The organism is Cryobacterium sp. TMT1-66-1 (assembly GCF_004403435.1).
In the GTDB taxonomy this organism is placed as follows: Bacteria; Actinomycetota; Actinomycetes; order Actinomycetales; family Microbacteriaceae; genus Cryobacterium; species Cryobacterium flavum.
Map to the genome: position 1 here is coordinate 1 of NZ_SOGP01000001.1, position 18,410 is coordinate 18,410.

Annotated in this window: 17 protein-coding genes and 2 pseudogenes; 14 read left to right on the forward strand and 5 right to left on the reverse strand. The window is 66.3% G+C overall.

What is annotated here, in order from left to right; translation table 11 throughout:
- Positions 1–379 (forward strand): annotated as a pseudogene (locus tag E3T29_RS19485) (hypothetical protein); the annotation flags it as partial.
- Between the two features lie 97 nt (positions 380–476).
- Here the strand turns inward: E3T29_RS19485 and E3T29_RS00005 are convergent.
- Together E3T29_RS00005 and E3T29_RS00010 are read right to left on the reverse strand one after the other, a co-directional pair.
- Complete coding sequence (locus E3T29_RS00005) at positions 477–1,823, reverse strand: aminotransferase class III-fold pyridoxal phosphate-dependent enzyme (RefSeq protein ID WP_134343566.1); 1,347 nt, start codon at positions 1,821–1,823, stop codon at positions 477–479.
- 41 nt (positions 1,824–1,864) lie between these two features.
- Positions 1,865–2,692 (reverse strand): lysophospholipid acyltransferase family protein, encoded by an 828-nt coding sequence (locus E3T29_RS00010; RefSeq protein ID WP_370449076.1) that lies wholly within the window; start codon positions 2,690–2,692, stop codon positions 1,865–1,867.
- 67 nt (positions 2,693–2,759) lie between these two features.
- Here E3T29_RS00010 and dxr point away from each other — a divergent pair, with 67 nt between their 5' ends.
- Positions 2,760–3,842, forward strand: coding sequence for a 1-deoxy-D-xylulose-5-phosphate reductoisomerase (gene dxr, locus E3T29_RS00015; RefSeq protein ID WP_134343567.1), 1,083 nt, complete (start codon positions 2,760–2,762; stop codon positions 3,840–3,842).
- A gap of 4 nt (positions 3,843–3,846) precedes the next feature.
- Here the strand turns inward: dxr and E3T29_RS00020 are convergent, their stop codons facing one another.
- Together E3T29_RS00020 and E3T29_RS00025 are read right to left on the reverse strand one after the other, a co-directional pair.
- The gene (locus E3T29_RS00020) at positions 3,847–4,329 is read right to left on the reverse strand and encodes a mucin-associated surface protein (RefSeq protein ID WP_134343568.1); all 483 of its coding nucleotides are present in this window, start codon (positions 4,327–4,329) and stop codon (positions 3,847–3,849) included.
- On the reverse strand, positions 4,326–5,471 hold the full coding sequence (locus E3T29_RS00025) for a serine/threonine-protein kinase (RefSeq protein WP_241987561.1): 1,146 nt from the start codon (positions 5,469–5,471) through the stop codon (positions 4,326–4,328). The genes E3T29_RS00020 and E3T29_RS00025 overlap by 4 nt, the downstream gene beginning before the upstream one ends.
- A gap of 157 nt (positions 5,472–5,628) precedes the next feature.
- On the opposite strand from E3T29_RS00025, the gene E3T29_RS00030 reads away from it, so the two are divergent.
- Both E3T29_RS00030 and E3T29_RS00035 read left to right on the forward strand, forming a co-directional pair.
- Entirely contained in the window at positions 5,629–7,008 is a 1,380-nt protein-coding gene (locus tag E3T29_RS00030) for an RIP metalloprotease (protein WP_166789991.1), read from the forward strand.
- A 209-nt stretch (positions 7,009–7,217) separates the two neighbouring features.
- Positions 7,218–7,526: a hypothetical protein gene (locus tag E3T29_RS00035; RefSeq protein WP_134343571.1), complete on the forward strand. Its 309-nt coding sequence runs from the start codon at positions 7,218–7,220 to the stop codon at positions 7,524–7,526.
- Positions 7,527–7,826: 300 nt separating this feature from the next.
- Here E3T29_RS00035 and E3T29_RS00045 read toward each other — a convergent pair whose 3' ends face one another.
- Complete coding sequence (locus E3T29_RS00045; RefSeq protein ID WP_134343572.1) at positions 7,827–9,011, reverse strand: acetyl-CoA C-acetyltransferase; 1,185 nt, start codon at positions 9,009–9,011, stop codon at positions 7,827–7,829.
- 157 nt (positions 9,012–9,168) lie between these two features.
- Between E3T29_RS00045 and E3T29_RS00050 the strand changes: the two genes are divergently transcribed.
- The 10 genes and pseudogenes from E3T29_RS00050 (at position 9,169) to ispG (ending at position 18,403) form a co-directional block, all read left to right on the forward strand.
- Entirely contained in the window at positions 9,169–9,435 is a 267-nt protein-coding gene (locus tag E3T29_RS00050) for a hypothetical protein (protein WP_134343573.1), read from the forward strand.
- A gap of 220 nt (positions 9,436–9,655) precedes the next feature.
- Positions 9,656–10,411: an ABC transporter ATP-binding protein gene (locus E3T29_RS00055; protein ID WP_092340908.1), complete on the forward strand. Its 756-nt coding sequence runs from the start codon at positions 9,656–9,658 to the stop codon at positions 10,409–10,411.
- A pseudogene (locus E3T29_RS00060) lies at positions 10,408–11,170 on the forward strand (ABC transporter ATP-binding protein). The gene E3T29_RS00055 and the pseudogene E3T29_RS00060 overlap by 4 nt, the downstream one beginning before the upstream one ends.
- Entirely contained in the window at positions 11,167–12,042 is an 876-nt protein-coding gene (locus E3T29_RS00065) for a branched-chain amino acid ABC transporter permease (RefSeq protein WP_134343574.1), read from the forward strand. The pseudogene E3T29_RS00060 and the gene E3T29_RS00065 overlap by 4 nt, the downstream one beginning before the upstream one ends.
- A 20-nt stretch (positions 12,043–12,062) precedes the next feature.
- Entirely contained in the window at positions 12,063–13,148 is a 1,086-nt protein-coding gene (locus tag E3T29_RS00070; RefSeq protein ID WP_241987562.1) for a branched-chain amino acid ABC transporter permease, read from the forward strand.
- Entirely contained in the window at positions 13,145–14,542 is a 1,398-nt protein-coding gene (locus tag E3T29_RS00075; protein ID WP_134343576.1) for a class I adenylate-forming enzyme family protein, read from the forward strand. Before E3T29_RS00070 ends, E3T29_RS00075 begins: the two co-directional genes overlap by 4 nt.
- Positions 14,539–15,231: a TetR/AcrR family transcriptional regulator gene (locus E3T29_RS00080; protein ID WP_134343577.1), complete on the forward strand. Its 693-nt coding sequence runs from the start codon at positions 14,539–14,541 to the stop codon at positions 15,229–15,231. Before E3T29_RS00075 ends, E3T29_RS00080 begins: the two co-directional genes overlap by 4 nt.
- Entirely contained in the window at positions 15,228–16,124 is an 897-nt protein-coding gene (locus E3T29_RS00085) for an alpha/beta hydrolase (protein ID WP_134343578.1), read from the forward strand. The genes E3T29_RS00080 and E3T29_RS00085 overlap by 4 nt, the downstream gene beginning before the upstream one ends.
- Positions 16,121–17,197: an alpha/beta fold hydrolase gene (locus E3T29_RS00090; RefSeq protein ID WP_134343579.1), complete on the forward strand. Its 1,077-nt coding sequence runs from the start codon at positions 16,121–16,123 to the stop codon at positions 17,195–17,197. The genes E3T29_RS00085 and E3T29_RS00090 overlap by 4 nt, the downstream gene beginning before the upstream one ends.
- A gap of 51 nt (positions 17,198–17,248) precedes the next feature.
- The gene (gene ispG, locus E3T29_RS00095) at positions 17,249–18,403 is read left to right on the forward strand and encodes a flavodoxin-dependent (E)-4-hydroxy-3-methylbut-2-enyl-diphosphate synthase (protein ID WP_174774977.1); all 1,155 of its coding nucleotides are present in this window, start codon (positions 17,249–17,251) and stop codon (positions 18,401–18,403) included.
- Positions 18,404–18,410: the final 7 nt, after the last annotated feature.

Below are 18,410 nucleotides of genomic sequence, written 5' to 3' on the forward strand. Positions count from 1 at the left end.
AGCCCGCGTGCCGCGGCTGCGCCGGCTGCGCACCCGGGTCGGTGCCGCGCGGGCGGGCGCGGCCCGGCGCATCCGCTCGAGTGCGGCCGGTACGGCGGTGCTCGACGCCGGGGAGCAGGACATGGTGGTGCCGAGCCTGTTGGTGCCCGGCGGCGGCTGGAACGTGTTTCCGCTCCGGCTGGTGGCGTCAGGCGATATCGACTACACCTACGACTTTCTTGGCCAGGCCTACCAGGCGGATGCCGCACCGTCGCCGTTCCCGTTCGCCCAGGTACGGCCCCTCGTGCCGGTTTCCGAAACGGGGGAGCCGACACCATCGCCGTCACCCACGCTTGTGCCGGTGCCGACAGCATCCGCTTCGCCAACGGCCGGACCATGATGCGCCCGGCCGGCGGTGGGGCGGCGGTCATCAGCCCCTCGGACATCGACCTGCCGCCGACCCAGTCCGTCGACATCACGGACTGGGTGAGGGGCGACTACGCGGGGTAGGCGGCTACCAGCGCAGCGAGGGCCTCCTCGAGCACGGTGGCAGCATCGTCGATGAGCTCGTCAGAGATCACGACACTCGGCATGATGCGCAGCACCGAATCCCAGCTGCCGGCGTCGAGCGCGATGACACCGTTCGTGGTGGCGTGCTTGATCACGGCGGTCAGGGCCTCGGGGTAGGGCTTCTTGGTTCCCGGGTGCACGAGCTCGACGCCGAACATGGCTCCCTTGCCGCGGACCTCGCCGACGATGGAGAACTTCTCGGCCCAGTCGCCGATTCGCGCCCAGAGGGCGGCTTCCACACGTTTGGCCTCACCGAGCAGATTGTCCCGCTCGATCAGGTTGAACACTGCGAGGGCGGCCGCGGTGGAGACCGGGTTGCCGCCGAAGGTGCCGCCGATACCGCCGGGCTGCACGGAGTCCATGATGTCGGCGCGGCCGGTGACGGCGGCCAGCGGAAAGCCGCCGGCGATGCCCTTGGCGGTTGTGACCAGGTCGGGAACGACATCGTGGTGCTCGATCGAGTACCAGACGCCGGTTCGGGCGATGCCGGCCTGAATCTCATCGGCCACGAAGACGATGCCGTTCTCGGTGCAAAATTCGCGAATGCGCTTGAAATAGCCGGGTGCAGGAATAACGATGCCGCCGTCGCCCTGGATCGGCTCGACGAAGAACGCCGCGACCTCGGTCGCGCCGATGTGAGTATTGATGTAGTCGATGGTCTTCTCAGCCGCTTCCAGACCACTCAGGCCGTCACGGAACGGGTAGCTCGTCGGCACGCTGTAGATCTCGCCGGGGAACGGGCCCATTCCGGCGCGCTCCGGCCACGGCCGGTAGGTCATCGCCATGGTCAGGTTGGTACGACCGTGAAAAGCGTGGTCGAGGGCCACGATGGCCCGGCGTCCGGTGAACTTACGGGCGATCTTCACCGCGTTCTCCACCGCTTCCGCGCCGGTGTTCACGAGCACCGAGTGCTTCTCGAAATCGCCGGGGGTGATCTGGCTCAGTTTCTCGGCGACCGCCACGTAGTTCTCGTAGGGCGTGACCGTGAAAAGAGTGTGGGTCAGTTTCGCTGCCTGAGCGGATGCTGCCGCCACGACGTCGGGATGCGCGTGACCGATCGTGGTCACCCCGATACCGCAGCCGAGGTCGATGATCTGGTTGCCATCAACGTCGACCAGGATCGCTCCGGCGCCGTGGTCCATGTAAATGTTGGCGAGCGTTCCGGCGCCGCGGGCAACCGTTTTCTCTCGCCTGGCCTGAAGCTCGACCGACTTGGGGCCGGGGAGAGCCGTCACGAGCTTGCGTTTCTGGGGCACCGAATACGTAGCAGTCATTGCTCCAGCCTATGACCGCCAGCTCGACGGTAAGACCGCGGCTACAGGCGTTCGCGCGGAAAGACCCGGTGGGCGAGGCGATTGAGGGTACCGACCGGTGGCGATTCGTTGTAGGCGTTGGCCAATTCCTGACCGGACAGTCGGTGGATGGCCGCCATGATCTCATCCGTTGCCTGCCGGCGTGCCTTACCGGAGGTGGCCGGGCCGTGATGGCCGAGGTCGAGCGGTTCACCGAAGGTGACAGTGACCTTGCGAATACGCGGCACCTTGGTGCCGACCGGCTGAATCTCCTGGGTGCCGATCAAACCGACCGGAACGACGACCGCGCCCGTGGTGAGGGCGAGCCAGGCGACGCCCGTGCGGCCCTTATAGAGGCGGCCGTCGAGCGAGCGGGTGCCCTCCGGGTAGATCGCGAATGCGCCCTCGGCCTCGAGCACGGCACGGCCGGCGTCGAGGGCGACCTGCGCGGCCTGGCCGGCTCCGCGTTCCACACCGATGGCACCGATGGCGGTGAAGAATGTTCGTGACACCCAGCCCTGGAATCCGGTCCCGGTGAAGTAGGTCGACTTGGCCAGAAACTGCACGCGGCGGGTCGCGACGAGGGGAATGACGATGCTGTCGATGAAGGAGAGGTGGTTGCTGGCGAGAATGACGCGGCCGGTGGCCGGAATATTCTCGCGCCCGATAATGCTCGGTCGAAAAACGATTCGGGCGACGGGGGCCATGATGCCGTAGCCGAGAAAATAGACGAATCCCGGTCGCTTGACACGCTCCTGATCGTCGGCCTCTTCGGCCGGAACGCCTTGATCAGAACTATCGATCGTGATGGTTTCGGCGTTGTCTTTGGGTTCTGCATCGGCACCAGTCACCCGTTGACACTACGCCACCACTGGCCAGCATCGGACATACGCCGCGCCCGGCACCTAGCATGGAGGTATGCGCAGAGTAATCATTCTCGGGTCCACTGGCTCGATCGGAACCCAGGCGCTCGACGTCATTCGTGCCAATCCGGAGCGGTTTGAGGTGGTCGGTCTCGCTGCCGGAAGCAACCGAGAACTGCTCGATGCGCAGGCCCTGGACTTTCAGGTCGAGCACACCGCCCTGGGAGCGGATGCTGCGGAGCAGCTCGTGCGGGACGTCGACGTCGACGTCGTGCTCAACGGCATCACCGGTTCGGTCGGCTTGGGGCCGACCCTGGCCGCGCTGAAAGCTGGTCGCACCCTGGCTCTGGCCAACAAAGAGTCGCTGATCGTCGGCGGCGAACTCGTGAAGAATCTTGCTGCACCAGGCCAGATCGTTCCGGTCGACTCCGAACACTCCGCCATCGCGCAGGCATTGCGCTCGGGAACCCAGCACGAGGTGCGTCGACTCGTGCTGACGGCATCCGGTGGGCCGTTTCGCGGTTACACCAGGGAACAGCTTGCCGGCGTGACGCCCGCGCAGGCCCTGGCCCACCCGACCTGGAACATGGGCCTGGTGGTCACCACCAACTCGGCCACCCTCGTGAACAAGGGACTCGAGATCATCGAGGCGCACCTTCTGTTCGACGTGGAATATGACCGCATCGACGCCGTCGTGCACCCGCAATCCGTGGTGCACTCCATGGTCGAATTCGTGGACGGATCGACCATCGCCCAGGCCAGCCCGCCCGACATGCGACTGCCGATCTCACTCGGGCTGGACTGGCCGAACCGCGTGGCTGCGGTCGGCGCTCCGATCGACTGGACCCTACCGCAGAGCTGGACCTTCGAGCCCCTCGACGACACGGCTTTTCCCGCGGTCGAACTCGCCAAGAAGGTCGGCCGCCTAGGCGGCACCTATCCGGCCGTGTTCAACGCGGCCAACGAGCAGGCCGTCGCCGCTTTTCACTCCGGGCGCATCGGCTTTTTGAACATCGTCGACACGGTGCTACGCGTGGTCGAGAGCCACGAGTACGATTCCGAGCTCACCCTCGAGTCACTCGCCGAGGCTGAACGTTGGGCGCGTGCTACCGCCGATCAGCTCATCGCGGCAGGCTGACGGCCTAATTACACTCGCCCGCTTTGACCCGGTCCTTGTCGTCCAGGCACTCTTCGCGTGCGTCCTTGGCATCCTCGGCGGCCTTTTTCTCCGCGTCGCGCGCGTCTTCGGCGGCGTCCTTGGCATTCTGTTCCTCGGCGAGGGCCGCCGCCTCGGCTGCGGCTTCAGCAGCGATAGCAGCAGCTTCGATCTCAACCGTCAGATCGGTGCTGACCCGGTTGATCGCGGTCTGAATCGACGCCGACCGTTCGGCGCTGACCTGGCCGGCGGCGGCCGCGGTGCGCAAATTACCCTGCATCGCGGTGAGGAGCGACTGGGCTTCGGTGAAGTCGCCGCCGGCCGCCGCCTCGGTGATGCCGAGCATCGCAGACTGCAGATTTTCGGCCGTGGCGGCCTGAAGTTCGACCGGCTCAGCCGCGCAACCGGCCAGCGGCAGGAGCAGAAGCAATCCGGAAACGAGCGCGAGGGTCAGTCGTTTGCGCATCACGGGTTCACGCTTTCCTGAAGCTGTTCGAGGTGCGTGCCGAGGGTGCCGTCGACCGCCGGATAACTCGGCGGAACCGCTGGCGGATCGTCTCCGCTGCCCAGAAACAACGCACCGAGCACGATCGCGGTGACCACCAGGGCCGCCAGGACGATCCAGAGGATGACCCGGTTGCGGCGCGGTGCAGGCGTGGTCCCCGTCTGCTTCCAGGAGATGGCCGCAGTTGCCGGTTTGGGCGTGGGGGCCGGATCGGCACGCAGCACCTCGGTCGCAGCCGCCTCAACTGCGCGAGCGGGTAGCAGCAGCGTGGCCACGGCCTGGTCTTCGGCTCCGGTCGCGAGCGCGCGGAGCAGCAGGGACGCCTCGGAAGCGGTGGGCCGGTCGCCGGTGTCGCGGGCGGTCATGGCCGCCAGTACCTCGGTCCAGTCCCGGCCGAGCGTGCTCGGAATCTCCGGCTGGCGTTGCAGCCTGGCCATCGCCGACTCCACGGCGGTTCCGGGGTAGGCGCGCACCCCGGTGAGGCATTCGAGCAGCACGAGACCGAGGGAATAGACATCCGTTGGTGCACCGATCAAAGCTCCGAGCGCCTGCTCGGGGCTCAGGTAGCTCGCGGTGCCGAGCAGCGAACCGGTCGCGGTGAGCCTTGACTCATCGAGCAGCCGGGCAATGCCGAAATCGGCGAGCTTGGCGTGCATGCTGCGGCCAGGAAAGCCGGAGGGCGACAGCAGTACGTTGGCTGGCTTGATGTCGCGGTGGATGATGCCCTGCTCGTGCACGTAGTGCAGCGCCTCGGCCAGATCGGCACCCATCACGGCCACCTCGAGGCTTGGCAGCGGGCCGCTCGCGATGCGGGCGCGCAGATCGGGGCCGTCCACGAGTTCCATCACGATGAAGGTGCGCGGCACGCCGTCGACGGTGGCGGTGCCGGCGTCGAACAGGGTGACCAGGGCGAAATGGTTCAGGCTCGCCAGCAGGGCGATCTCGCCGCTCTGACGCTCCGGCTCTGCGGCGCCACCATCAGCTCGAAAGAGTTTGACGGCCACTGTACGGCCGAGCGCGGTATCCGTTGCCCGATAAACGGATGCCATCCCGCCGGTGCCGATGAGGGTCTCGATCAGAAAACGGTCGCCAAGTAGGCTGCCCACCGGGCCGGGGGCCGGTAGCTGCTGGATGGGAATGGGTTCGTAAGACAGGGGGACCTCCTGGTGCGTCCACCCTCTAGCAAAGCACATGCGCGCCCTAAAAGGGACGTTCGGCCGCACAGCCAGCCCCTTTGCAGCTTGGTGCAGTTACTCTACGACAGTGGAAACCGTACTGCTGTTCATACTGGGCGTCGCGATCGTGGTCGTGGGACTCGCCGTGTCTATCGGCCTGCACGAAATTGGCCACCTCGTGCCCGCCAAGCTGTTTGGCGTCAAGGTAACCCAGTACATGATCGGCTTCGGCCCGACGCTCTGGTCGCGCACCAAGGGTGAGACCGAGTACGGCGTCAAGGCGCTGCCCCTCGGTGGCTATATCGCCATGATCGGCATGTTTCCACCGTCGAAAAAGGGCGGAGCTCCCCGCACCACCACCACCGGGTTCTTCGACCAGATGGTTCAGGAGGGCGAACCTGAGAAGAAGACCAGCGCCCTGTCCACCCTGGTCGACGATGCCCGCAAGGCCAGCGCGGAGACCATCGGCGATGGTGAAGAGCACCGCGCGTTCTATCAGCTGTCGGTCTACAAACGCGTGATCATCATGCTCGGTGGGCCCACCATGAACCTACTCATCGCCATCGTGATGTTCTCCATTCTGGTCATGGGATTCGGCAGCCCGCAGATCAGCACGACCATCGGCAGCGTGAGCCAGTGCGTGCTCCCCGCCTCGAGCGACCGGCAGACCTGCGAATCAACCGATGAAGCCTCGCCCGGTGCCGCTGCCGGGTTGAAGCCTGGTGACCGATTGGTCAGCATCGGCGGAACAGCCATTACGAGCTGGGAGCAGTCGACCGAGGTCATCCGCTCGGCGCCCGGGCGCACCCTCGCCGCGGTGGTCGAGCGTGCCGGCGCCGACGTCGACCTCTCGCTCACCCCCAAACTCACCGAACGCTACGTGTATACCGCCGACAACAAAATCAAAACGGACGCCTCCGGCGCTGCCATTACCGAGGAGGTCGGGTTCGTCGGCATCGGAGCGGCGAGCGAACTGGTGCCTCAGCCCGCGACAGCCGTGCTGCCCCTGGTGGGCGAAAACATCTCCGCCGTCGCGCACGTGATTCTCAACCTGCCCGACCGGCTCGTGGCCGTGGCCAAGGCCGCGTTCGGCCCGGGGGAGCGCGACCTGAACGGACCAATCAGCGTGGTGGGTGTTGGCCGGGTAGCCGGCGAACTGGCGAGCATGGACACCATTCCGGTCGCCACGAAGGTCGCCAGCATGCTGCAGCTGCTCGGATCGCTCAATATCGCCCTGTTCGTGTTCAACCTGGTTCCCCTGCTGCCACTCGACGGCGGCCACGTCGCCGGTGCACTGTGGGAAGGCATCCGTCGATTCTTCGCGAAGCTGTTCAAGCGGCCTGACCCCGGACCGGTCGACATGGCCAAGCTCATGCCGCTCACGCTGGCGGTCGTGGTTCTGCTTGGCGGGATGAGCCTGTTGCTCATCTACGCCGACATCGTCAAGCCGATCAACTTCTTCGGGTAGCCGGCAGGTACTCCCGTGGGCGGATGCGGCGCCCGGCGCACGGAAGTAGCATCAAGCCATGCCACCACACGGGGAGTGCAGCGGGAACGGGTACGGCATGCCGCGGCCCGTTCGATTGTGGTTGCCCGTGGTGATCTCCTTTCTGATCCAGGTGCCGGCGGTGGCCGTGCTGGCCTGGCCGGGGCCGGGGCGGCTTCGACCGGTTTGACATGATGCGCGGACCCGGAACACTCCCGGGTTCTGACCGGCCAGGCCTGGCCCTGACCGGGTGGTTTCTCGCCGTCTTTTTGGCCCTGATCGGCCCGCTCGCCCTGATCGGCGCCCGGCGGTTTCCCGGTCCGGTCGTGGCCGTCGTCGCCGCCGCGGCCGGTGCATTCACCCTCGTGCGTTCCGACATCGGCCTGCCCTATGTTGCCCTGATTTTCGCGATCGTTCTCGGCATCGTGCGGGGCGTGCGCGTCTGGGTGTATAGCTCCGTCGCAGCGGCCTGGGTTCTGGTTCATCAAGAGCACCAGTAAAACCGCGCTCGAAGAGGTGCGTCTGGTGCTCGGTATTCTGCGCTCAGGCAACGAGCCGGGCACTGCGCCGCTGGCCGCTGAGCCCGACCTGGCCAGCCTGCCGGCGCTCGTAGAGTCCTTCAGCGCACAGAAACTGGAGGTGACCCTGGTTGATGCACTGGCAGCGCGTTCCGGAGAGGCCGCGGCGGAGATACCGAACGCTTCGCCCAGGGCGACATCGACGAGGTCGAGTACCGCGCCCGCCTCGAAGTGCTGCGCGCCAACCGCCCGGACAGTCAGGCACCGCCCGCCTAGAAGCCGTTACCGGGACAGCAGCAGCGCCTCACCCTGGCCGCCGCCGCCGCACAGCGCGACGGCGGCTTTGCCGGTGCCACGCCGGGCCAGTTCGAGGGCAGCGTGCAGTGCAATGCGCCCGCCGCTCGACCCAATCGGGTGGCCGATGGCGATGCCGCCACCGTGAATGTTCACGACATCGGCCGACACGCCGAGCACTTTCGACGACTGGGCCACGACCGAGGCGAACGCCTCGTTGATCTCGACCAGGTCGAGATCGGCGGCGGTCCAGCCCTCGCGCTTGAGGGCGTGCGCGATGGCATTGGCCGGCTGGGAGTGCAGGGAGTTGTCGGGGCCGGCCACCTGGCCGCTCGCGTTGATCACGGCGAGCCAAGGCAGGCCGTGCTTCTCGGCCCAGGCGCGACTGGTCACGACGACAGCGCTCGCGCCGTCACTGAGAGGGGCTGCATTGCCGGCAGTGATGCTCCCCGCCGGGTCGAATGCCGGGCGCAGGCGGCCGAGCGTCTCGGTCGTACTTTCGGCGCGAACGCCCTCATCGGTGCTGATCAGGAGCGGCTCGCCCTTCCGTTGCGGCACGCTGATCGGAGTGATCTCGTCGCTGAACACATCACTCGCGGCTGCGGCAGCAGCGCGCTGGTGCGAGGCAGCGGCGATTTCGTCCTGCTCGAGGCGGGTCTGTCCGAGTTCAACGTTCGCGCGCTCGGTGGAGAGCCCCATCGAGAGGCCGTCGAAGGCGTCGGTGAGTCCGTCGTGAGCGGCGTGGTCGAGCGCTGACACGGTTCCGTAATTCCAGCCCTGGCGGGAGCCAGGCAGCAGGTGGGGCGCGCGGGACATGGATTCCTGACCACCGGCCACGACGACATCCGCTTCGCCGAGCCGCACCAGGCGGGCGGCATCAATGATTGCGGCAAGGCCGGACAGACAGACCTTGTTGAGTGTCATCGCCGGCACATTCCATGGGATGCCTGCAGCCACGCTGGACTGCCGGGCCGGGTTCTGCCCACACCCGGCTTGCAGGACCTGACCCATGAGCACGAAGTCGACCTGCTCCGGTGCCACTCCGGCGCGGGCGAGGGCACCGGCAATGGCGGCGGCGCCGAGGTCGACGGCGGTGAGGGACGAGAGTTGCCCGTTCACGCGACCCTGCGGGGTGCGTGATCCGGCCAGGATTACGACGTCGGTTTCGGTCATCGGGACTCCTTTGTCAAAAAATTGATGCGTGCCACCCCAGCATATTGGCCACGTCTGGGTATCGGTTCACTCCTGCCTCTTGACAGTACCGTCGATCGCCCATGGATTCCTGATACCTGAACCACCTGTCAGGTTTGTAGAACGAGAGGCAAATTTCATGCGGGTAACAAAGATGTTCCTGGCCCCGGCAATTCTCGCCGTCGCCGCCCTGACCCTGGTCGGATGCGCCCCCACGGCCACGACCGGCGGCGCAGCCACCGATAATTCCACCACAAAGCCCGCGGTGCAGGTGGGCATGATCACCTCAGCGACCGGCCCGCTCGCCGCCTACGGCGCCGCGTACACCGCCGGGTTCGAGGCCGGCCTCGACTACGCCACCGACGGCACCGGCGCTGTCGACGGCCGCGAACTGGACATCACCTGAAAGCCAACGACGCACAGGCAGACCTGTTCTCGCCCGACGGTTTCGTGGCCGCGCAGATGCTCGTTCAGGCCGTTCGCGAGGGCGGTGGTGACAACGTCGATGACATGATCGCCTCGCTCGAGGGATACACGTTCGACTCGGTACCTGGGCGCCGGAACTGATTGAGACTGTCGACGCCAAGACCGTCGCGCCGCCCATCGTCGCAGCAAAGTAGATCGCGATGCCGGACCAGCCCGTGCTCAGCATCGAGCATCTGGGCCTGCAGATCGGCGGTGCACGCATCCTCAACGATGTGTCGTTGTCGATCCCGCGGGGCGAGATGCTCGGTGTGATCGGCCCCAACGGGGCCGGTAAGACAACCCTGTTCAACCTGATTTCCGGTGTGCTGTTTGCCACGGAAGGCGTGGTGCGACTGAACGGCCGCACCATGACCCGGGAACCGATCCACGTCAGGGCACGGGCCGGCCTCGGTCGCACCTTTCAAACCTCGAGCCTGTTCAACGGGCTGAGCGCCACCGAAAACGTGCGGCTGGCCGCACAGGCCAAGGCCGGCGGCGGCAGTCTGGTCACCCGGTTTCCGAAGGGGACGGATGCCGCCACCCGGCTTGCCGCCGATCGTCTCGACGAGGTGGGGCTGGCTGATCTTGCCGAAGCCAAAGCCGGTGGCCTCTCCCACGGTGACAAGCGCAAGCTGGAGATCGCCATGCTGCTCGCGATGGACCCGAGCGTCATCCTGCTCGACGAGCCGATGGCCGGCGTTGGCTCCGGCGACGTGCCCGGCCTGATGGAGGTCATTCGCGCGTTGCACCACGGTGGCCGCACGGTGCTCATGGTCGAGCACCACATGGAGGTCGTGCTCGGCCTGGTCGACCGCGTTGCGGTCATGCACCACGGCGAGCTGCTCGCCTGCGACACCCCCGACGCCGTGATGAAGAATCCCACGGTTCAGTCCGCCTACCTCGGAGACCCGGTATGAGCACCACATCAAGAACCAATATCCTCACCGTGCGCAACCTGTACGGACGCATCGAGGGCCAGCAGGTCGTCGAAGACGCCTCGTTCGACGTACCAGACACCGGCGTCACCGCTCTGCTCGGCCGGAACGGCGTCGGCAAAACCAGCACCATCAAATCGATCCTCGGCCTGATCGACCGCGCCGGCGCGATCACCCTCGCCGGGCGCCGCGTCGACCGGCTGCCCACCCACAAGGTCGTGCAGCTCGGCGTCGGCTACGTGCCCGAAGACCGCGAGGTGTTTGGCAAGCTCAGCGTCGCCGAAAACCTGAAACTGGCCGAACGCTCCGCCCCCCCCGAACCGCGCCCTGGTCGAGGAACTCTTTCCCGACCTCGTGCAACGCCACGCCCAACGCGCCGGTACCCTCTCCGGAGGGCAGCAGCAGATGGTGTCGCTCGCCCGAGCCCTGCTCAACCAAAACCGGCTGTTGCTGGTCGACGAACCCACCAAGGGACTCTCGCCGAAAATCGTCACCGAGGTCACCCAGGCACTACTGGCCGCCGCCAAAACAGTGCCGATCCTTCTGGTCGAACAGAACCTGCAGGTGATTCGCCAACTCGCCGACCGGGTGGTCGTGCTCTCCGGCGGCCGCGTCGTCTTCACCGGCGAAGCCGCCGAATTGCTCGATGACCCCGAACGCATCCAGCGTTACCTGGGCGTGCACAGCGGCGCGGACCACAGCAGCACCGACCACTGCAACACGGAGCAGGTGCCGGCATGAGCACCATCGTTCTGCTGCTGATCACCGGCCTCGGCCTCGGGGCTCTGTACTTTCTGGTCGCCTCCGGGCTCTCCCTCATCTACGGCCTGATGGGCGTGCTCAACTTCGCTCACGGCTCCTTTCTGACCATCGGCGCCTTCATCGGCTGGGAGGTAGCCCGTCGGCTCAGTGACGGGTCGTGGTGGGCACTGGTCGCTGCCATGCTGACCGGCGCCGTGGTCGGGGCGCTCGTCGCCGCCGCGACCGAATTCTTCCTGATCCGGCGGCTGTACAACCGGCACATCGAACAGGTACTCGTGACGGTCGGCCTCGCGCTGGCCTCTGTAGCTCTGTTCGAGGGAATCTGGGGCACCGACCCGACCTACGTGACGAGCCCGTCCTGGCTCGGGCAGACCACCGAGATTCTCGGCGCGCGCATTCCGAACAACCGCTTCATGCTCATTCTGGTGGCGGTGCTGGTGCTCGTGGCGATCGTGCTGTTCCTCAAGTTCACCCGGTACGGCCTGATCATTCGGGCCGGCGTCGAGAACCGTCTCATGGTCACCGCGCTCGGCATCGATGTGCGCCGCGCCTTCACCCTGGTGTTCGCGATCGGTGGTGCCGCCGCCGGACTCGGCGGGGTGCTCGCCTCGATCTACTACGGCTACGTTTCGGCGCACATCGGCGGGTCCCTGCTGATCTTCGCCTTCATCGTGACGGTCATCGGAGGGTTGGGGGCTCTGGCCGGGGCGGCCATCGCATCCGTTCTGGTGGCAGTGCTGCAGCAGTTCGCAAACTTTTATCTGGGCGGAACCGGCGACCTCGCCGTGGTGCTGGCCCTGGCCGCGGTGCTGTTATTGCGTCCGCGCGGACTGATGGGAGCGAAAGCATGAGCGCCTTCCGGGCCAGACCAATGACCAAAATCACGGCCAGCGCGGCGCTGGTGCTGCTCATGGTGCTGCTGCCGCTTCTGAACATCACGATTCCCGGTGTCTTTCCGGGCGCGACCTACACGCCGGGCACCCTGCAACTGCTCGCCTACGCCATGCTCATCGCGGCTCTAGCGCTCAGCTACCACCTCGTGTTCGGCCTGGCCGGCATGCTCTCGTTCGGGCACGCTCTCTTCTTCGCGGCCGGCGCCTACGGCCTGGGCATCGTGCTGCGCAACTTCTCACCGAGTTGGTTGCCAGCCGGTGCGACGTTCGTAGCGTCGATTCTGATCACGGTGCTGATCGGCTTCGTGTTGGCCGCACTCGTGGGTTCGGTCAGCCTGCGGGTCACCGGTATCTCCTTTGCCATGGTCACGCTCGCCTTCGCGCAGGCCGGCTCGGTCGTGGTACGGCGCAATCCGGGCGGGCAGGCCGGCGGCGACGAGGGGCTCACCCTCGACGTCTCGCATGTGCCAGACGCACTGGTCGGCGTACTCAACACCCGCAACCTGTACTGGCTGTCGCTCGCTGTTCTGGTCACGGTCTACCTCGTGGTGTTGTGGGTGGAGAAATCCCGCGCGGGCCATGTTGTGGCCGCGACTCGCGAAAACGAACTCCGGGTGCGGGTCATCGGCATCCGTCCCTATTTTGTGCGGCTGCTGGTCTTCAGCATTGCCGGGGCGCTCGCCGCCCTCGCTGGAGCCGCGTTTCTGTTGCTGCAGAGCGGGGTCTCGCCGCGCGTCGCCACGCCCGACTTCACGCTGACCCTGCTGGTGATCGTCGTGCTCGGCGGCGTCGGGCTGCGAGGGGGCGCCGTCCTCGGCGCGCTGGTCTACACGCTTCTCGACCAGCGGCTGACCGCCCTGGCCGGATCGGAATTCATCGCCGGCCTGCCCGACGTTCTGCGGATTCCTTTGTCGCAGCCGTTGTTCATTCTCAGAACACTGTTTATTCTCGTGGTGTTGTTTCTTCCGGGTGGGCTGGCTGGGCTGACCCGGCGCAACGGCCGGCCGCAACGGCCTCGGGCTCGAGGTCGGGAGCGCATGCTTGACTCAGAGGAGACGACATGACCGATGATGGCCTGCACACGCTGGGCCGATGGACCCGCGACCGCGCCAGGGCCACGCCCGAACGAGTCGCCGTCGACGACCGCGGCGTCACACTGCGCTACCGCGACCTCGACGACCGGGCCAGCGACCTCGCCGCGGCTTTTCGGGCCGCCGGCTACGGCGTCGGCGATCGGGTGGCGACCATCACCGGCAACAGCTCAGACCAGGTCGTGTTGTTCTTCGCCTGCGCGCAGGCCGGCCTCGTGTTCGTTCCGCTGTCGTGGCGGCTCGCACCACGCCCGGACGATGAGCTGGTGACCCGCACGGTTCGTGACGATGACGCCCTGCTGATCGTATTCACCTCCGGCACGCTCGGCCCGGCCAAGGGCGTGGTTCTGACCCACGCGAACTGTTTCTGGACCAACCTGTCGCTCTCCCGCATCACCGAGATCACCAGAAAAGATGTGGTGCTCTCGGTCATGCCGCAGTATCACGTGGGCGGCTGGAATATTCAGCCTTTGCTGGCCTGGTGGACGGGGGCCACGGTCGTGCTCGAGCGCACCTTCGACCCCGGCCGGGTGCTGCACCTGATCAAGGACCGTCGCATCACGACCATGATGGGCGTTCCGGCGAACTACCTGTTCCTCGCGCAGCACCCCGATTTCGCTGCGACCGACCTGTCCAGCCTGAATCACGCCGTGGTTGGTGGCGCACCAATGCCCGCGCAGCTGCTGCGTACCTGGCATGCCCGCGGAGTTGCACCCACCCAGGGGTACGGTCTGACCGAGGCCTCCCCGAACGTGTTGTGTCTGCCCGACGACGAAGCCCGCAGCATGGTCGGCTACGCCGGCAAGCCGTATCCGCACGTGGAGGTCGCCGTGGCCGATCCGATCACCGGCGACCTGCTCGGCGGGGCCGCGACGGGTGAACTGCTGGTGCGTGGGCCCGGCGTGTTCTCGGGCTATTTTCGTGCTCCCGAGCAGACCGCTCGCACCCTGCGCGGTGGCTGGTTGCACACCGGTGACCTCGTGCGCCGCGACGAGCACGGCTATTTTGCCGTGATCGACCGGCTCACCGACATCTTCATCTCGGGCGGCGAGAGCGTGGCGCCGGCCCTGGTGGAGACCGTGCTGATCGAACACGCCGCGGTCGCCGAGGTGGCGGTCATCGGGGTGCCGCACGATCGGTGGGGAGAGGTCGGTGTGGCCTTCATCGTGCTGACACCCGGATTCGCGGCCGATGAGCTCGGCATTTTGGCCTACGCCCGCACCCAACTGGCCGCGTTCAAGGTTCCGGCGTTCGTGCGCTTCGTACCGGAAATTCCGCGATCCCTCGGCAGCAAGGTGCTGCGGCGCCAGCTGCTGGAGAACTGGAAACACGGACTTGATTTTGAAAAGATAGGAAACAAACTATGAGCGCCGGAATGCCGCGAACCGCCCGAGGCGAAGAAACCAAGCGCAAACTCATCGAAGCAGCCGAGCAGGTGTTCTCGCGGGTCGGCTACGCCGATGCGTCGATCTCGCGCATAACGGATGCCGCCGGCATCGGCCAGGGCACGTTCTACCTCTACTTCGACTCGAAACTGCAGATCTTCAATGAACTGGTCGAAGACCTCAACCACCGCGTGCGGTTGGCGATGAGTGCGGCATCCGCTGCTACGGAAAATCGGATCGATTCGGAGCGCGCCGGGTTTCGGGCCTTTTTTCAATTCACCGCCGACCACCCCGCGCTGTACCGGGTGATTCGTGAGGCAGAGTTCGTCTCGCCTGGCGCTCTGCGCCTGCACTACACGCGCATCGTCGAGGGCTACATAGCGGGGCTGCGCGCGGCCGGCGCGGCAGGTCAGATCAGCGACATCGATCCCACCGTTGCAGCCTGGGCGCTCATGGGAATCGGCGAGATGATCGGCATGCGCTGGGTGCTCTGGGGAGATGACGAGGCGCTCGAAGGGGCCGGGTCCGATCCGTTCGCGAGCGGAACCCGTGCCGTGCCCGAGCACGTTTTCGAGCAGATGATGCGGTTCATCGAGGGTGCACTGGGTGCCGGTAGCACCGTCTCGAGCAGCACCGTCTCCAGCAGCACCGTGGAAATGAGGCAGCGATGAGTGAGCACTATCAGCCGTTCCGGGCTCGGGTCGCCGGGGGAGACCTGCGCGGTGGCCAGTGGCGCGCTGCCCAGGGGCAGTCGACGGTGCTGGCAATCCACGGCATCACCGCGTCGCACCTCTGCTGGCCGTGGCTGGTGGAACGCCTGCCGGGCTCGCGGGTGATCGCTCCCGACCTGCGCGGTCGCGCTCGCAGCAACGCCCTGCCGGCGCCCTACGGGCTGCGGCAGCACGCCGAAGACCTGGCCCGGCTGTTGGACTTTCTGGAGGTCGACCGTACGGTCGTGGTCGGGCACTCGATGGGCGCGTTTGTCGCCGTATGGCTCGCCCACCTCTACCCCGACCGGGTTGGCTCTCTCGTTCTGGTGGACGGTGGCCTGCCGATTCCACGCGACGTGGGCATCGACCCCCTGCTCATGCTCGGCCCAGCCGCCAAACGGCTATCGCAGACCTTCGAGACGGTCGAGGCCTACCAGGACTTTTGGCAGAACCACCCCGCGTTCGTCGCCGACTGGTCATCGCGGGTGGCCGATTTTGCCCGCTACGACCTCGATGGCACGGCGCCGGCTCTGCACCCCTCGGCGCGGCTGGAGGCGGTGGCCGCGAATGCGCTGGAGCTCAACGGTGCCGACGGCTACGCGGAGGCGCTCGCCGACCTCAGTCTGCCGATCGAATTTCTGCGTGCCCCGCGCGGGCTGCTGGACGAGCCGACCGCACTGTACGACCGGGCGGTTGTCGCCGACTGGGCGACACGACTGCTGCGGCTGACCGTGCGGGAGGTCGACGACGTCAACCACTACACGATCGTGATGAGCGACCGGGGCGCCGACCAGGTCGCCCGGGCCGTGAACCTGTACACCCCCGCCAGCTACCCGAGAGGACCCCGATCATGAGCGACACCATCACCACCAGTACGGGCAACATTTTCGACGGCATCACCGCGCACAGTGTTGTCACCCCGCGCCTGCGCGCCGGAGTGCTCGAACGGCCGGCAACAGGAACGGCTGCGGCGACCGTCGTCTTCGTGCACGGCAACGTGTCGTCATCGCTGTTCTGGCAGCCGCTGATGCTGGCCCTGCCCGCGTCGATGCGTGCGCTCGCCATCGACCTGCGCGGCTTCGGCAGCAGCGAAACCCTGCCGGTCGATGCCACCCGCGGCCTGGCCGACTACTCCGACGATATCGCCGCTGTGCTCACCGAACTCGGCGTCGACGGAGCGCACCTTGTGGGCTGGAGTATGGGCGGTGGTGTGACCATGCAGCTGCTGCTCGATCACCCCGGCCTCGCGGCGACCCTCACCCTGGTCGCGCCGGTTTCCCCCTACGGATTCGGCGGCACCGGGGGAGCGGATGGCCATCGGCTGAGCGTTGACGACGCCGGAACGGGCGCCGGCGGAGCGAACCCCGACTTCGTCGCCAAGCTGCATGACGGCGACCACGGCGCTGACCAGACCAGCCCCCGCACCGTCTACCAGACCACCTACGTCAAGCCGCCGTTCAGCTCGAACCACGATGAAATCTGGATCGACTCCATGCTGACCACGGCCACCGGCGTCGGTAACTACCCCGGGGATTCGATAGTTTCAGATAATTGGCCCGGATTCGCCCCCGGCGACAGCGGCGTGCTCAACACCATGTCTCCCGGTCATTTCAACACGAGCGGCATTGTCGACCTGGCCGAGAAGCCGGCCATTCTCTGGATTCACGGCAGCGACGACGTCATCGTGTCGGACACCTCGTTCTTCGATCTCAACTATCTTGGGCAACTCGGCGTGATTCCAGGCTGGCCTGGCGCTGATGTGGCCCCTCCCCAGCCGATGATCCAGCAGACCCGGGCTGTGCTTGGCGCCTACCAGGCCGCCGGCGGCACGCTGACCGAGCTGGAACTGGCCGACTGTGGGCACTCACCGCACCTCGAACACCCGGCCGAGTTTCTGGCGGCGCTGCTGGCCCAGCTGGAACGCTGATCCGCTGGCGGCATTCAGCTTCGCTCGCACTACGACAACTAAGCTAGGTAAGTGGCTGCAATCAACTTGGGGATGCCCAAAGTACCTGAGGTACTCGCTCCCAGACGTAAATCCCGTCAAATCAAGGTCGGAAAGGTCCTGGTCGGTGGCAATGCTCAAGTGAGCGTGCAATCGATGACGACCACTCCGACAACGAACATCAACGCGACGCTGCAGCAGATCGCCGAGCTCACGGCGACCGGCTGCGACATCGTGCGTGTTGCCGTGCCGACTCGCGATGACGCCGAGGCGCTGCCGATCATCGCGAAGAAGAGCCAGATTCCGGTGATCGCGGACATCCACTTTCAGCCGAACTACGTCTTCGCGGCGATCGACGCCGGCTGCGCCGCCGTGCGGGTCAACCCCGGCAACATCCGCAAATTCGACGACCAGGTCGGCAAGATCGCTGCGGCCGCCAAGGCCGCCGGTGTCAGCCTGCGCATCGGCGTCAACGCCGGCTCGCTCGAGCCGAGTCTCATGCAGAAATACGGCAAGGCCACCCCGGAGGCGCTCGTGGAGAGCGCCGTTTGGGAGGCGAGCCTGTTCGAGGAGCACGACTTTCACGACTTCAAGATCTCGGTCAAGCACAACGACCCGGTGATCATGGTCAAGGCCTACCGCCTGCTCGCCGAACGCGGCGACTGGCCGTTGCACCTCGGCGTGACTGAGGCCGGTCCCAGCTTTCAGGGCACGATCAAGAGCGCAACGGCGTTCGGCATCCTGCTCGGCGAAGGCATCGGCGACACCATCCGCGTCTCGCTCAGCGCTCCGCCGGTCGAGGAGATCAAGGTGGGCTTGCAGATTCTGCAGTCGCTCAACCTGCGCGAGCGCAAGCTGGAGATCGTCTCCTGTCCGAGCTGTGGCCGGGCACAGGTCGACGTCTACAAGCTCGCCAATGATGTCACCGACGGGCTCGAGGGAATGACCGTGCCGCTCCGCGTCGCCGTCATGGGCTGCGTCGTCAACGGACCGGGTGAGGCTCGCGAAGCCGACCTCGGTGTCGCGAGCGGCAACGGCAGGGGCCAGATCTTCGTGCGCGGCGAGGTTATCAAGACCGTGCCAGAGTCCGAGATCGTGAAGACCCTCATCGAAGAGGCCAACCGGCTCGCCGCCGAGATGCCCGCTGCCGCGCTCGGCAGCCCCACGGTCTCCGTCGGCGCGAAGTAACTCTCCT